Origin of the sequence: Methylocystis sp. Sn-Cys (assembly GCF_016745395.1) — a bacterium.
Taxonomy (GTDB): domain Bacteria; phylum Pseudomonadota; class Alphaproteobacteria; order Rhizobiales; family Beijerinckiaceae; genus Methylocystis; species Methylocystis iwaonis.
Window position 1 is genome coordinate 94955 of record NZ_JAERVJ010000006.1, and the last position, 14204, is coordinate 109158.

At 61.9% G+C, this 14204-nt stretch carries 15 protein-coding genes; 8 read left to right on the forward strand and 7 right to left on the reverse strand.

Translation table 11 applies throughout. The features are described 5' to 3' along the window. The 6 genes from JJT62_RS12865 to JJT62_RS12890 are packed head-to-tail and all read left to right on the forward strand — an operon-like array spanning window position 1 to window position 4693. Window positions 1-1083 carry an ABC transporter substrate-binding protein gene (locus JJT62_RS12865; protein ID WP_202073173.1) on the forward strand — a complete coding sequence of 361 codons (1083 nt, stop codon included), beginning with the start codon at window positions 1-3 and terminating at the stop codon, window positions 1081-1083. After that, window positions 1080-2141 carry an iron ABC transporter permease gene (locus JJT62_RS12870; RefSeq protein WP_202073174.1) on the forward strand — a complete coding sequence of 354 codons (1062 nt, stop codon included), beginning with the start codon at window positions 1080-1082 and terminating at the stop codon, window positions 2139-2141. The genes JJT62_RS12865 and JJT62_RS12870 overlap by 4 nt, the downstream gene beginning before the upstream one ends. Continuing rightward, a complete protein-coding gene (locus JJT62_RS12875) occupies window positions 2138-2890 on the forward strand; it encodes an ABC transporter ATP-binding protein (RefSeq protein WP_202073175.1) in 753 nt (250 codons plus the stop codon). The genes JJT62_RS12870 and JJT62_RS12875 overlap by 4 nt, the downstream gene beginning before the upstream one ends. After that, window positions 2887-3537 carry a hypothetical protein gene (locus JJT62_RS12880; protein WP_246744873.1) on the forward strand — a complete coding sequence of 217 codons (651 nt, stop codon included), beginning with the start codon at window positions 2887-2889 and terminating at the stop codon, window positions 3535-3537. Before JJT62_RS12875 ends, JJT62_RS12880 begins: the two co-directional genes overlap by 4 nt. Next, window positions 3534-4142, forward strand: coding sequence for a hypothetical protein (locus JJT62_RS12885; protein WP_202073176.1), 609 nt, complete (start codon window positions 3534-3536; stop codon window positions 4140-4142). The genes JJT62_RS12880 and JJT62_RS12885 overlap by 4 nt, the downstream gene beginning before the upstream one ends. Further along, window positions 4139-4693 (forward strand): hypothetical protein, encoded by a 555-nt coding sequence (locus JJT62_RS12890; RefSeq protein WP_246744874.1) that lies wholly within the window; start codon window positions 4139-4141, stop codon window positions 4691-4693. The genes JJT62_RS12885 and JJT62_RS12890 overlap by 4 nt, the downstream gene beginning before the upstream one ends. A gap of 148 nt (window positions 4694-4841) precedes the next feature. On the opposite strand, the gene JJT62_RS12895 is transcribed toward JJT62_RS12890, so the two are convergent. From JJT62_RS12895 to ribA, 3 genes are all read right to left on the reverse strand, one after another. Continuing rightward, window positions 4842-7013, reverse strand: coding sequence for a TonB-dependent receptor (locus tag JJT62_RS12895; RefSeq protein WP_246744875.1), 2172 nt, complete (start codon window positions 7011-7013; stop codon window positions 4842-4844). Between the two features lie 253 nt (window positions 7014-7266). Next, the gene (msuE, locus tag JJT62_RS12900) at window positions 7267-7803 is read right to left on the reverse strand and encodes an FMN reductase (RefSeq protein ID WP_202073178.1); all 537 of its coding nucleotides are present in this window, start codon (window positions 7801-7803) and stop codon (window positions 7267-7269) included. 25 nt (window positions 7804-7828) lie between these two features. Then, window positions 7829-8809 carry a GTP cyclohydrolase II gene (gene ribA / locus JJT62_RS12905; protein WP_246744876.1) on the reverse strand — a complete coding sequence of 327 codons (981 nt, stop codon included), beginning with the start codon at window positions 8807-8809 and terminating at the stop codon, window positions 7829-7831. Here ribA and JJT62_RS12910 point away from each other — a divergent pair. After that, window positions 8729-8959, forward strand: coding sequence for an OmpW family outer membrane protein (locus JJT62_RS12910; RefSeq protein WP_370568544.1), 231 nt, complete (start codon window positions 8729-8731; stop codon window positions 8957-8959). The genes ribA and JJT62_RS12910 overlap by 81 nt on opposite strands. Before the next feature lie 19 nt (window positions 8960-8978). Here the strand turns inward: JJT62_RS12910 and JJT62_RS19430 are convergent, their stop codons facing one another. Continuing rightward, entirely contained in the window at window positions 8979-10961 is a 1983-nt protein-coding gene (locus JJT62_RS19430; protein WP_202073180.1) for a sigma 54-interacting transcriptional regulator, read from the reverse strand. A 422-nt stretch (window positions 10962-11383) separates the two neighbouring features. Here JJT62_RS19430 and JJT62_RS12920 point away from each other — a divergent pair, with 422 nt between their 5' ends. After that, complete coding sequence (locus tag JJT62_RS12920; protein ID WP_202073181.1) at window positions 11384-11575, forward strand: hypothetical protein; 192 nt, start codon at window positions 11384-11386, stop codon at window positions 11573-11575. 44 nt (window positions 11576-11619) lie between these two features. Here the strand turns inward: JJT62_RS12920 and JJT62_RS12925 are convergent, their stop codons facing one another. The 3 genes from JJT62_RS12925 to JJT62_RS12935 all read right to left on the reverse strand — a co-directional run bounded on the left by JJT62_RS12925 (window position 11620) and on the right by JJT62_RS12935 (window position 14124). Further along, window positions 11620-11865 (reverse strand): hypothetical protein, encoded by a 246-nt coding sequence (locus tag JJT62_RS12925; RefSeq protein WP_202073182.1) that lies wholly within the window; start codon window positions 11863-11865, stop codon window positions 11620-11622. A 187-nt stretch (window positions 11866-12052) separates the two neighbouring features. Beyond that, window positions 12053-13447, reverse strand: a complete 1395-nt coding sequence (locus JJT62_RS19385; protein ID WP_202073183.1) for a HAMP domain-containing sensor histidine kinase — start codon at window positions 13445-13447, stop codon at window positions 12053-12055. Next, window positions 13444-14124 carry a response regulator transcription factor gene (locus JJT62_RS12935; RefSeq protein ID WP_202073184.1) on the reverse strand — a complete coding sequence of 227 codons (681 nt, stop codon included), beginning with the start codon at window positions 14122-14124 and terminating at the stop codon, window positions 13444-13446. Before JJT62_RS12935 ends, JJT62_RS19385 begins: the two co-directional genes overlap by 4 nt. Window positions 14125-14204: the final 80 nt, after the last annotated feature.

Below are 14204 nucleotides of genomic sequence, written 5' to 3' on the forward strand. Positions count from 1 at the left end.
ATGGCGAGACGAAAGAGACATGGGCGCTGCTTCGCCGCTGTTCTTCTCACTATCGGCGCGCCGGCATGGGAGCGGGCAAAAGCCGAAGATCGTCCGGTTACGCGCGTGGCGACAATTCCCATCCCCTCGGCGTCCATATTCATCGCCGTCGACGGCTCGGCCGAACGGCTCGTTGGAATGCACCCGCTATCGAAGAGCGCGATGGAGGAGGGCGTGCTCGGTCGAATGTTTCCCAGCGCGCGCGTCATCAATTCTTCGATTGCCGCGGGCGGCGCGGATGGTTTCATGCCAAATGTGGAGACGCTCGCAATGCTTGATCCGGATGTCGTCGTCCAATGGGGCGATCGCGGCGACGATATCGTCGCGCCTTTGCGTAACGCCGGGATGCATACGGCTCTGATGCGTTACGGAACCGAGCAATTCGCGCGCGACAGTCTGACGTTGATGGGAGAGATCGCCGGGAAACCCGACAAGGCGCGCGCGCTGATCGCCTGGCGCGAAGCCGTCGCCACGGAGATCGCGGCAAAAGCGGCGGCCATTCCCGATAAACGCCGCTTGAAGGTCGTCTATCTTCAACGCGCTTCGACCGGGCTCGTCGTCGGCGGAGCGAACACCTACTCTGACTACTACATTCGTCTGATCGGCGGCGTGAACGCCGCAGCGGAGCTGAGCGGCGCGCTCGCGATAAACGCCGAGCAGCTCGCGCAGTGGGACCCTGACGTCATCCTGCTCAACGGCTTCGAGGAACAGCTCACGCCGCGTCGCATTTACGACGATCCGCTTCTCTCCGGCGCGAAAGCGGCCAAGGAGCGGCGCGTCTACAAAATGCCGATCGGCGGCTATCGCTGGGACCCGCCGAGCCATGAGAATCCACTGGCTTGGATGTGGCTGGCGCAACTCCTCTACCCGGATCTGTTCCGTTACGATCTGCGAAAAGAAATCGAGGAGAGCTACCAGATCGTCTACGGCTATCGGCCGTCGCTCAGCGATATCGACTCCGTGTTGCGACTCTCTGTGAATGGCGACGCGCGCGGCTACGATCGATTCACAGCCGTAGCGCCGACACCCGGACACGCGCCATGAGCCTTCTCTCCGCGATCACAAGCGAGGCGCGCGCCGCCCGCTCGACGCTGCCCCGATGGGCCGGCGCACTCGGCGTCGCAGGCCTGTTCACCGCCGCCGCGTTGACCGCGCTCTGCGTCGGCCGCTTCCAAATCATGCCGGAAAAGGCGATGGCGATTCTCCTGTCTCGCATTGCGCCTGTCACGCCCGATTGGAGCGCGATGGACGAGCGCATAGTTCTGCTGGTCCGAGCGCCCCGCGTCATCCTCGCCTCGCTGTGCGGCGCGGGGCTGGCGATGAGCGGCGCGGCGCTGCAGGGCGTGTTCCGCAATCCGCTGGTCGCGCCTCAAATCCTCGGCGTCTCACCCGGGGCCGCCTTCGGGGGCGCGCTCGCCATTCTCGCGGGAGCGAGCGGCTATGCTCTGATCGGCGCCGCCTGCGCGATGGGCGTGGCGGCGCTGGCTCTGGTCGGCGCGCTCGCTCGCGTCGACGGCCGCAGCGACGCCATCATGCTGGTCCTGACCGGCATCGTCGTCGGCGCGCTATTCACCGCGCTCGTCTCGCTCGTGCAGTTCCTCGCCGATCCCAACAGTTCGCTGCCGGCGATCGTCTTCTGGCTGATGGGCAGCTTCTCGGCCGCGACCTGGACGCGCGTCTTCGTCGCTGCGCCTGCCGTTCTTGCAGGCATGGCGCTCGTCTGGCTCATGCGCTTTCGTATCAACGTGCTTTCGCTCGGCGAAGAAGAGGCGCGCGCGCTCGGCCTCGCGGTGGATCGCGATCGCTGGCTCGTGTTCGCCGCGATCGCCCTCATCGAGGGGGCGACCGTATCGGTCGCCGGCGTCATCGGCTGGGTCGGGCTCGTCGTGCCGCATGCGGCGCGGATGCTGGTCGGCTCCGACCAGAGATTGCTGCTGCCGACAGCAGCGGCGCTCGGCGCCTCCTATCTGCTGTTCGTCGATAGTCTCGCGCGCGCAGCGACGGCGGCCGAAATCCCGCTCGGCGTCATCACAGCGGTGATCGGCGCCCCGATTTTCGCGGCGCTGCTCAGAAAGACTCGCCGCAAGGAGATCCGCGCATGATCGGTTTGGAGAACGCCGGCGTACGCCGCGGGCGGTGGATTTTCTCCGACGTGTCTTTCGCGGTCGAACCCGGACAAACGCTCGCGGTGCTCGGGCCGAACGGACGCGGCAAGACGACCCTCATCAAAGCGCTCGCCGGACTCGTTCCGCTCGCCGCCGGGCGGCGGATCGCGCCGCCGCTCATCGGCTATGTGTCGCAAGCGATCGGCTCCGACATATCCTATCGCGCGCTCGATGTGGTGGTGATGGGCCGCGCACTGCGCCTCGGCCTGTTCGGCGCGCCGGGCGCCGCCGACTATCGCGCCGCACTCGACGCGCTCGAGCAGGTCGGCGCGGCCCAATTTGCCGAGCGGCCGTTCGATCGACTCTCGGGCGGAGAGCGGCAGATCGTGCTGCTCGCACGCGCGCTCGCCACCGGCTCTTCCGCGCTCGTTCTCGACGAGCCGGCCTCGGCGCTCGACCTCGCCAATCAGAACCGGCTGCTCGCGGTTTTGCGCGACCTCAAGACGGCGGGTCGTCACGCCATTCTGTTCTCGACGCATCTGCCCCAGCATGCGTTGAGCGTCGCCGACGACGCTCTGCTGATGATGGACGCCGCGAGCCATGTAGTCGGTCCGGTTCGAACCGTGCTCGACGAAACCAATCTGACGGCACTCTACGGCTTGCCCGTTCGTCGCCTCAGCCTCTCCAGCGACAGTGGCGGAACGATCGAAGCGGTCGTGCCCATGTTCGGCGGAGTCTACGCTTGATCGACGACCACAGAGCGGCGCTGCTGATCCTCAGCGCGGACGGCACGCCCCCCGCGGCCTTCGCGAAGTCCATCGCAGCCGGATTGCTGCAGCCGGTACGGCAAATCGCACTCGAAAATCATCAACTCGCGCGGGCGCGCGGACTCGTCACCACAATGCATCTCGATCAGATCGATTTTGCCGCCCGCGCGAGCGCGCTCATCGAATTCTTCGATCGCGGCGGCCGGCTCGCCTTCATGGGCCATCTTGCACGCCCTTTCCTACCCGAGCTCACGCCTTTCATCCCGCTCGCTTCGGGGCGACGCATCGATTTTAGGCTCGTCGCAAACGGGTCACATCCGATCTTCGAAGGGATCGATCGCGCTTTGCTCGAGACCCGTCGCGGCGTCGCCGGATTCTATGGTCGCGGCTATGCGCCTATCCCGAGGGGCGGCCGGGCGCTGACCGGCATCGGGCCGGAGAAGGCGCCGATCGACTGGGTATGGGAGCGACCGGAAGGCGGCGAGATCCTGATGCATTCCGGCAACGACCTCTGGAGTGTGTGCGATGACGCGGCGGTGAACATCCTTCTCGCCGAGCGTCTGACCGCCTGGTGCGCCGGCGCCGGCGAGACGTTCGACCACATGGACACGGTGCCATTCGTATGACCATCCTCGCCGTCCACGCTGGCGCAGCCTATCATTGCGAAGCGCTCGAGGCGCCCCGCTACGCGCGCTTCTTCGACCGGCTCGTCCGCCCCGAAGAACTCGATAGCGTCGTCTTGTCGGACTTCGACGTCGTTCTCATCCCTTGTCGCACGCCCGCGAGCCGCATGGCGCCGCATCGGCAGCGCCTCGTCGCGTTTCTCGACGCCGGCGGCTGCGTGGTCGCGATGGGCGAGACCGAGCAGGAGCGATGGCTGCCCGGAGTTTGCTTCACGCCCTGCCCGACAAATTGGTGGTGGTGGCTCGAACCCGGCGCGAGCCTGGGTCTGACGATCGCCGCTCCCGACCATCATCTGTTCGAGCGCATCGGCCCGAACGACGTCACATGGCATCTGCACGGCGCCTTCGATCCGCCGAGAGGCGCGTGCTCGCTCGTCGAAGACGCCGGTGGCCGCTCGGTCCTCTATATCGACAAGGTCACGACGCGCGGTCGAATGATCGTGACGAGTCTGGACCCCTTCTACCATCACGGGTCGCACTTCATGCCGGCGGCCACGCGTTTTCTGGACGGTTTCCTTCCCTGGTTGAAAGAGGAGTTTTGTCGATGACCGAAAATGGCGAGAACAAAATGCCGAAACTCGCGCCCGCCTGGCTTGAGACGCTGGACCACGGCGAGCCGATCGCCATCTCTTTCGACGACATCCTCAAATATCACGGCCGAAGCTTCGTCGGCGGGGCGGCGCATGGCTTCAAGGCGATGCAGCGCGCGTTCCCCCTGCTCTGCGCGGACGCACGTCCGGAACGCTATGAGGTGACGATCGAGACCGCATTCCCGGGGCCGGGCGCGCGCGACGCTTTCGAGATGGTGACGCGCGCCGTCACCGGCGGCCGATACGAGGTCGATACCGATCTCGTCGGCGACGAAGTCATCGCCAGTCCGCGAGGACGCTATTTCTTCCGTTTCTCCTATCGTGGAATGGTCGTCGACGTGAGTCTGCGTCCCGGGCTCGTGCGCGACGAATTCATCGAACTCGCCCGCAAGGGCGCCGCCACCCCCGCCGAGGTGGCGCGCCTCGACTGGTTGAAGCAGGAGATGTCCGATCGTCTGATGAGCCTGCCGGCGGAAGAGGTCTACGACGCGGCGTTCGCCACGCAATAGTGAAGCAATCCATCGAAGCGGCGCGGGACGACAATGTCGTCTCGCGCCGTTTTGTCGTTGTCGGAATGCCTTCGCCCGCGGCGTTCACGGCGATCCGGAGCGGCGCGGGCGAAGGCGACAGGTTTATCGCGGCCAGAGATCGAAGCGCTCAAAACCGATAGGATAGTCTCGCAGTGAAATTGCGCCCCGGCTCAAGCAGAGGATTGGTCAGGCTCCGGCCGAAGGAGACATTCGCGAAAGTCGCTGCGTCGACATAAGGAGTGTTGAAGACATTCTCCAGCCCCAATGACAGCGTCGTGTCGCCGAGCTCCGGCGCGATCAGCGTTCCGAGTTGAAAACTCGAATAAAGATTCAGGATCGCATAGCCGGAGGTCTTGTATTCGGACGACGTGTCGATGCGCGTCTTCCCCGCCGCGGCGTTGACCACGCCCATCAGCGAATAGCCGCCGCCTGGCGGCGCGAACTGCAATCCGACGCGCGCCCGGAGCGGCGCGATATAGGGCAGCGGCGTTTGCGTCGAAATATTCGTCCCGCGCAGATAGGTAAGATTGCCGGAGATATTGAGCGAGGGCGTCGCCTGCCAACGCTCCTCGACCTCTATGCCGTCGACCTCGGCGCTGCCGACATTCTGGTTCTGCGTATAGGTGGACAGGCCCAAATAAGTGACCTGCTTCGCCAGGATCAGATTGTGATAGATGCTGTGGAACCCTGTGATGCTGGCCGTCGCGTCGGCGCCGTGGAATCGAAGCCCGCCCTCGTAAGTGAGACCTGTCTCGGGCTTGAGATCCGGATTCGGGATCGTCGTCGCGGTGGAATTGAACAGTTCCGAATTGGTCGGCTGCCGGAAGGATGTCGCGACATTGCCGACGAGGTCGAGTTCCGGCGTCATGCGCAGGATCGCGCCCACGCTGCCCGTCGGCGCGAGTCTATCGACATTGCTGTTCGCCTGATAGGAGGCCAGCAAGGCCGTCGATGCGAGCGGCCAGGTTTTCGTCTGCGTATTGAAATAATCGAGGCGGCCACCCGCCGACAGAGTGAGCGGCGCGATGGGCGTCCATTCATGCAACGCGAACACCCCGCCATTGGTCTGAGTCGAATCGGGAACCGTCTGGTTCGGGAGCGTATATTTGATCGCCGTGATGCGTCCGGCGGCGTTCAGAGCGGCGACGAGCGAGCTCGACTGGCTGCCCGGCCGCGCCTCGTGAAAGGCGTCGCCGCCGATCTTGGTGACGCCGCTCCCCCAGCCCTCGATATTCCACGGCATCACACCCAATGCGCGCCCGCCCACAACGAGCGGTCCGACCACGTAATTATCCCCGAACGACCTTTGTCTCGCGTTGCTGGCGTTGAACGTCAGCACATGCGTGTCGAAGTAATTGACGTAAGCCGATGCTTCGACGTGCTTGAAGAGGCCTGCCGCAAAGTCGCCGGAGTAGTCGATGCGGCCCATCAGCAGTTCGTTGGGGCTCTGGCGCACTTTGAGAAATGGATAACCGGGCGCTCCACCCACGCCTCCGGCGCGGCCGTCGGTTTCGGTATAGCCGCGGAAGGTTGCGGAGATGCGTTGGTCGGGCGTCGGCGCATAGCCCAAAGTGAAGCTGCCTCCCAGGCTTCTGTAGTCGCTGTTCCGCGCCACGCCCTGCGGAGTCTCGTAAGAAACGCCTTTGCGACCGCTGACCCCGCCGCGAACCGAGAAGCCCTCACCGGCGCCTTCGACCCATTCATATGTGCTGAGCGCCGTGGCGGCGCTGCCGAAGCCGAAGGAGGCGCCGCCGCCAGTGAAACGAAACGGACCGGAGGAATCCGCCTGGGGCTGACGCATGACAACATTGACGAGGCCGGTGAGCGCATCGCTTCCGTATAGGACTGAAGCCGGCCCACGTATGACTTCGACCTGCTCGATCTCCTCGGGCGCGAAATAGTTGAGCTGCAGCGTGTTGCGGCCACGCAGGCGATTGCCGTCGATGTAGAGAGGAGACCGCATGCTGTTGGAGCTGAATCCGCGCAGATAGATCTGCCCGCCGATGCCGCCCGAGCGGGCGATCGAAACTCCCGGCGCCTGGCCGAGCACGTCGAGCAGGCTCGTGGGATTCGTGAGTTCGATCTGCTGGCGGTCGATGACCGAGACATTCTGCGTCGCCTGTTTCAGAATACTCGGCTCAGCCTGCCGAGCGCCGATCGGACCGACGCTCGAGCGACGGCTTCCGTCGCGCCGGGGAGAGCCTGTTCCCGATGCGGAAGGCGCCGCATTTTCCGAGGATATGTCGATGGTCGGCAGCACTTCCTGCGCCTGCGCCGCGCAAGCGCATGCCGCAGCCATGATCAACGATGAAACGCTGCGAGACGCCTTATGGCTTACGCTTTCCATGAAACTCGCCCTTCCAGTCCGGCATGTCTTGCTGGCTGGCTGGGGCGTCGGCCGCCTTGCTGGCTCGCTCTTTTGCGCATCGATTGCGCGAAGGAGAAATACCTAGCCGCCCGAACTGGTCCAGGCAACAGGTGCGCCCGCATATATATTTGAAACATTTCCAGGTTTTTGGCGCGCCATTGCTTCTAGCGGGCGGACATAGGGTCTAGCGCGGTCGAAGATGCCCTATGCTGCGCTCTACCGCCAAATCAATGCGCGCCTCGAGCCCCTCGTTGCTTACCTCGTAATTTGTAAAATCGCCGTCATTGGCGAAAACGCCGATCGGCAGCGTCAAGGACTGGAAGAAGCTGAACAGCGGTCGAAGCTGATGGTCGATGACCAACGCATGGCGATCGCTCCCCCCGCAAGCCGCGAGCAGGACAGGCTTACCGATCAATGCCTCGTAGTCTATGAGATCGAAAAGATGCTTGAAAAGCCCAGTGTAGGATCCCCGATAGACCGGGACCGAAACCACGAGCGCCTCTGCCGATTCAATCTCGCGGATTGCTTCGGCGATGCGCGGGGGCGCGCCCTTCGGAGAGAGGACGCCGCCTAGTTCAGGGGCCAGATCGGCAATCTCTATGGAATGGATGTTGAAAGCGCCGTGAGTGGCTAGCTTTCTCGCAATGGCGGCGGCGAGCGCAGCCGAGCGCGAAGGCCGACTCAAGCCGCCCGAGACCGTGACAAGTTTCACTTTGCTCATCGCTGTTCCTTAGTCTGTTTCAGTTTCAGGCGTTTTGGAGTCGAGCCGCGGCGGAAGGGGTCAATCGAGTAAGGTCGAGTTGATGACGCATTCTTCGGCTCTTGGTTTCCAAATAGCGGATGTTTTCATACGTTGCCGCCGCATGGAGAGAGACAACCTCTTTGATTGCGACGCCCAGAGAGGTCAGCGCTTCTGTCTTGGCTGGATTGCTGGTCATCAGGCGGACGCTGGTCACGCCAAGGAGAGTCAGGATTCCTGCCGCGGTGCCATAGTTTCGGGCGTCGACCGGCAAGCCGAGCATTAAATTCGCATCGACTGTGTCCGCTCCTTGATCCTGTAGCTCGTAAGCGCGCAATTTTTGCGTCAGCCCGATCCCCCGCCCCTCGTGGCCCCGAAGATATATCAAGACCCCTCTGCCCTCCCGCGCGATACGCTCCAACGCGAGATTAAGCTGGGATCCGCAATCGCATCGCAGAGACCCGAGGAGATCGCCCGTCAGGCACTCTGAATGCATTCTGACCAACGTGCCGTCGCCCTCGACCGGCCCCATGACAATCGAGAGGTGCTCTGCCCCGTCCGCAGCTCTGAAAACATGGGTGGTAAAATCACCATAACGCGTCGGCAAACGTGAAACCGATATGCGCTTGGGACGCTCATTCTGCTTTTGCCGATAAGCGACAAGATCATTAACTGTAATTATAGGAAGTTCGTGCCGCTTCGCGAATTCGACCAGCTCAGGCCGCCGCGCCATTTCACCGTCGTCGCGAATGATTTCACAGAGTGCGCCGACGGGTGCGAATCCCGCGAGGGAGGCGAGTTCGCTGGCGCTTATGGGCCCGGAAACGGCTGGACCCCGCTCGTCACCGCGCTTGGCTTCACCGGATTCAATTCTGTGCGAGACCTGCAAATCGGCCAGTCCGTCGGCGTGGCCGGTCAGATCGGGTTCGATTACATGATCACGCCCAATATTGGCATAAACGTCGATCTTAAACGCATCATGGCGCAACCGACAGCCTATGCGACGATCTACAACACCGCGCTCAACCAGAATATCTATGTTCGAGTGCAATCCAATCTCGACCCATGGCTCGCCAGCGTCGGCGCGACGTTCCGTTTCGGGGGCGCCTCTCCGGCGCCCGTGCTGGCCAAATATTAAGGAGGCGCCGCGGCTCGCTCTACGAGCCGCGCCACACCGCATCGGCGATAGCGGCGCGGGCGGGCAATTGTCCCGAGCTGAGATACGCGTCAGCAATCGCTTGCTGCTCTTCGATGATCTCATCGTCGAGAGGCTGGGGCCGGAACTCTAACCGATTCAAATGACGCTCGGCGACAGAGTGGTCGAGGTTCAAGCAGCGGGCAATAGCCCTAAGATCGTTTGGCTGCCTGGCCGCTCGGCTCGCGCCCAGGGCGCGAATCTCCGTAAAAATCGCTTCGATAATTTGTGGATGCCCGACGGCGAATAAGCGGCGCGCAACATAGAATTGTCGATTCACGACATGTTCTGAGCCATCGAGGAGAATACGCGCAGCGTCATTGTCCCGCGCCACGCTGAGGAGGGGTTCCCAAATCCCCCAGGCGTGGATAGCGCCACCTTTGAGGTCGTCGAGCAAATCGAGACTGGGAGGGATGTATATTGGTTCAATATCCGCACGCGAAAGCCCCCGCCTCTTCAGGGCCGTCATCAGGAAATAATCCGCATTCGACCAGCGGCTGAACGCGACTTTCTTTCCTTTCAAATCGTCGACGGTGCGGATGTTTCGATCGGCGACGACAATGGCGACGTCGCTGGGCGCCGGTGGTTCGAATCCTACATAGAAGAATGACACCCCCATAGCGACGGCGAACACGGTTGCTGCTTCGCCCGTAACGCCAAAATCAATCTCGCCGCGCCCTATTGCATCGAGTATGTCGGGCCCGGAATTGAATTCCCGCCATTCCGCGTGAAAGCCCAAGGACGCCAATCTGGCGTCGAGAGAACCTAACGCTTTCAGAGCCGCAAGAGTGCCGAATTTCTGATAGCCCAGCCGGGTGACATTTATATCTTTATCTCGGGTTTTTCCGTTGGTTGGCACACGGAATTTCTTGCGTGGCGCTATCATGCCCATATGAGCAAGATGCGTGCGCAACGCGTTGCGTGTCAGTCCGAGCTTTTCGGCGGCGTGAACTTGATTTCCGCCCTCGCGTTGGAGTGCGGTTGAGACGAGCGACCGAGTGACGAACTCGAAAAGATTTATTTCACCGCGAGAAATAGCTCCTTCGAAGAGTTGACGAAGTTGTTCTTCGAAATCTAGCGATAGTTCGATTTGAGCAGCGGACGATTCGACGATTGGCACATGCTGAACGAGCGAGCCATTTGTTAGTAGGAGCGCATTGTGAAGAACATTCTCTAGTTCGCGAATATTCCCTGGCCAGCTATAATTCATCAACTTTTGTAAGGCGCCGGGGGTCAGCTCCGGATCACGGCGACCGAGCTTCTCTCCGTAAAGCTTCAAAAAGTAATCAGCTAGCGGCTTGACGTCCCCTTTTCGCGCGCGCAACGGCGGCAAATGAATCGTCGCGACATTCAACCTGTAGAATAGGTCGTTGCGAAAGGTCTTGGCTTGCACGGCCGCATCGAGATTGACGTTGGTCGCGGCGATGAGCCGAACATCAATTGGACGCGGGCGACGCGAACCGACGCGGACGATTTCTCGCTCTTGCAAGACGCGCAACAATTTCACCTGCATAGGCGGCGGGAGGTCTCCGATCTCGTCAAGAAGCAGCGTGCCTCCATTGGCGGCCTCGAACCAGCCCATCTCTGTCTTCAAGGCGCCCGTGAACGCTCCTTTCTCATGCCCGAATAGTTCAGCTTCGATGAGCGTTTCACTGAACCCCCCGCAATTCACGGCGAGAAATGGTCCGTTTTTGCGCTTGCTGTGGGCGTGAATGTAACGTGCGACCAGCTCCTTTCCGGTCCCAGTCTCTCCGATGACCAAAACGGTCGCGTCGCTGGGCGCGACGCGAAGGATGTCTTCCTTCATCTTCAGCGACAACGGATCTTCGAACACCATCGCAGTGGCGCGACTTGTGGCGCCATGTGGCACGCCGGAGACGGTCTCCACGCCCGCCCGGCTCTTGCCCTGAACCACGACTGAGAGGGACGAGGGGTCGCAAGCCATTTCCACGCTCCGATTAGTTTATAATACCGATAAACTAACTTAGATGATGTTTCAACCGCGACGAGTTCTACCCAAATTTTTGATCCAGCGCCCGCCGCGACCGAGCGGTCCAAAGAGCCCACATCTCCCCTGCCGCGATCGACGGTCAGTCGAACGAGCGACCTCGTTCGGTCACCATCATGTTCTCGAACTTGCTTTCTCCCGTTCATGCTATGTTTAAAAGTTTCTAAGACCTGCCTACGCAAAGCCCAGCCGCGGCGCGCGCGAGTGGGGGCGCCCATTCGATCTTGGGGGTGAGCGAAAGAGCACGCGTCACAAGACGCGAAAAAGGCGCTTTCAAAAAGCTATTGGTTTCGTATATTTAGAGGTGCGGCGATCGTCGGGGATTTCAAATGACGCTATCCGGTCGTCAGAGCAACAGGGTGATTTGGCTCACTCCGAGGCAGGGCCAAAGCCTGGAGACGCGGGTCCTTATCCACGGCCTTGCCGCCTTCCTGGCTTTCGTGATGGCGACATCTCTCGCGGCAGAGTTTTTGGCGCAGTCTATCGTCGCCTGGATGGGGCCGGGTAGAGGTTTCGTGCTGAGCTTTCTTTCCGCATCTAGTTTTCTGTAGAGGCCGAGCGGCGGTATGGAGAGCTGGTCCTTTCGGACACGCAGCTAATGCCATCCCAGCAGGCACACATTCGTCCACACCTGCTCGAAGCCGTTCCAGACAAATTGGAAGCAGTCGCTTCCAAAGTCGTGACCCTTGTAGCACGTCGGGCAATCGAGGCGCGGCGGCATGGGACGTACGAGGACGGGTCGAGCGTCGTAGATCGTGGCCGCGCATGCGGTCATCGGCGTAAGCGCCGCGGTTGCGAGAAGGGCGACGCCCGCCATTGAGCGGATGGAGCGCATGTTCATGAGGAGGCCCTTCTGCCAAAGCTGCTTCAAGCCGCATCTATCGCGCTCGGTCGCGGCGACAAGCAGCAAGTATGGACAACGGGCGCTTGCCTCGCCGGCTGCTGCTACGGAAAGGCTCTTGGCTGGGCGCAATAGAGCCTTGCATCCGGGCGCGAGAAGGAATGGCTTTGGGACGTCACGCCTCGAGCTATGCGCTCGGACCCGAGCCAGAAACCTTCACAAACGAAATTTTGAAAGTCGCGCCCCCGCCCGGCGTCTCCTCTAGAGAGAGCGCGCCTCCCATCAGTTCGACCAGCTCTTTCGAGATCGCCAATCCGAGCCCCGCGCCCTTTCCGCTGGTCTCGCGGCGCCAGAATGGTTCGAATATTTTGTCCCGATCCGACGGCGATACGCCATTGCCGTGGTCGACGACCTCGATCACGGCGGGCTCCAGGACGCGCACCTGAATGACGCCGCCTTCCGGCTCGGCGCGAAGCGCATTGTTGAGGAGATTTGTCACCACGCATTCGAGCGCCCATTTGTGCAGGCGGAGACCGATTCGGCTGCGCGGCTGTTCGAAGGCTATGTTCCGTTTGTTTTCGATTACGAGAGGCGTGAAATCGGCAATCAACGCAAGGACGGTCGTCCCAAGATCGAGATCATCGACCTCCTTCTCGCATGAAACTGAAAAACGCGCTGTGGCGAGCAATTGCTCGACGATCGACTGAATGCGGTGAATATCCCGCCGCATGTCACGCCTGAAGGCCTCGTTATCGGGATTATCGGCGTGAGCGCACATGATCGCGATCGGCGTCCGCAATTCATGCGCCGCATTCGCCGAAAAACGGCGCTGCGCCGCGACGCCGGCGTCGAGGCGAGTCAGCGCGCCATTGACCGCGTCGATAAAGGGAACAACCTCCTTCGGAGCGTCGTCCGAGGAAATGCGTCGATGAAGCGTATTTACGTCGATCGCGGCAATATCGGCGGCCGCGGCGCGCAATGGCGCGAGCCCGTGCCGAACGACAACCCATCCGACTAGGACTGCCCCAAATATGCCCGGCGCAATCACGATCGCCGTGTGCAAGGTCAGGAACAGCCTTGCGACCTCGTAAAGGTCTTCCCATGCAAAGCGGTAGCCGTAGACGGCGATCACGAACCGGCCGATCGCCGTCTCGATGAGCCGCAGGCTGCCGCGCGCGCGCTTGGCCTCGTCCCCGGGTAGATGAAATTTCAACGCCAGGGCGTCGATCCGATCGAGACCGGCGAGCGCCGCGACGAGTTCCGGCGACGAGCCGGGCAGCGCTTTTTTCGTTTGCGGGTCGACAACGGCGTATCGCGCCTGCGGATCGGCGATCATATAGTCGCGCAGAGCCGCCGTCGGTTGAATGATGGCGTTCTCGTCCGGCGTTCGCGCGAGCGACTTCTGGACCAGGGCGATGAGCCGATACTCTCCCCACTCGTCCGGGCTCATCGCCGAGGCGGCGCCCAAGCCCAAAATGGAGATGGCGAACTCCATGAGGGGAACGAGAAAGACGATTGCCACGAATTGCGCCGCCGCAAGGCTGACGATCAACCGGAAAGAGATGGATTGTCGCGCGCTCACGCTTGCGGCGCTCGCGCAATCATATAACCAATGCCGCGCGCCGCATGTATCTCGACCTGTGCGCCGAGATCGTGCAGCCGCTTGCGCAAGCGCGAGACGAGAATGTTCAGGGCGTTGCCCTGCACGTCGTCATCGAATCCGTAGACTTCGTCCTGAAGCTGGTTGCGCAGGACGATACGGCCGGAATTCCGCATCAAAGCTTCGAGCAAAGCGAGCTCGCGTCTATGGAGCACCAAGGGCTTTCCGTCGATTGACACCTGATGACTAGCAAGATCGAATGAGAGCTTGCCGAGAACGACGGGCGGCGGCGCCTCCGCGCCGGGGCGCCGCAGGCAGGCCCTGATCCGGGCCATCATCTCGTCAAGATCGAAGGGCTTTGCGAGATAATCATCCGCCCCGGCATCGAGTCCGCAGATACGGTCGCTCACGGTCTCGTAAGCGGTCAAGACAAGAACACGGATGCCGGGCTGCAGCCGCTTGAGGTCCGGCAGAAGCTCGAGCCCGTCGCCGTCGGGGAGTCTGCGATCGAGAAGCGCCAGCCCGTAATGGTGACATTGCAGAGCGGCCCGCGCTTCCTCCAACGCGCCGACATAGTCCGCGATAAAGCCGGATCTGCCGAGACGCGCCACGATGGCCCGCGCCATCTCCGGCTCGTCTTCGACTAGCAGCGCGCGCATGTCGACAGGCAGTTTGCCGTCAGGCGCGCGTCAGAGGGAAGAAATTGGAGCATAGATCGTTCCGCCGCAAGCGAACAGCT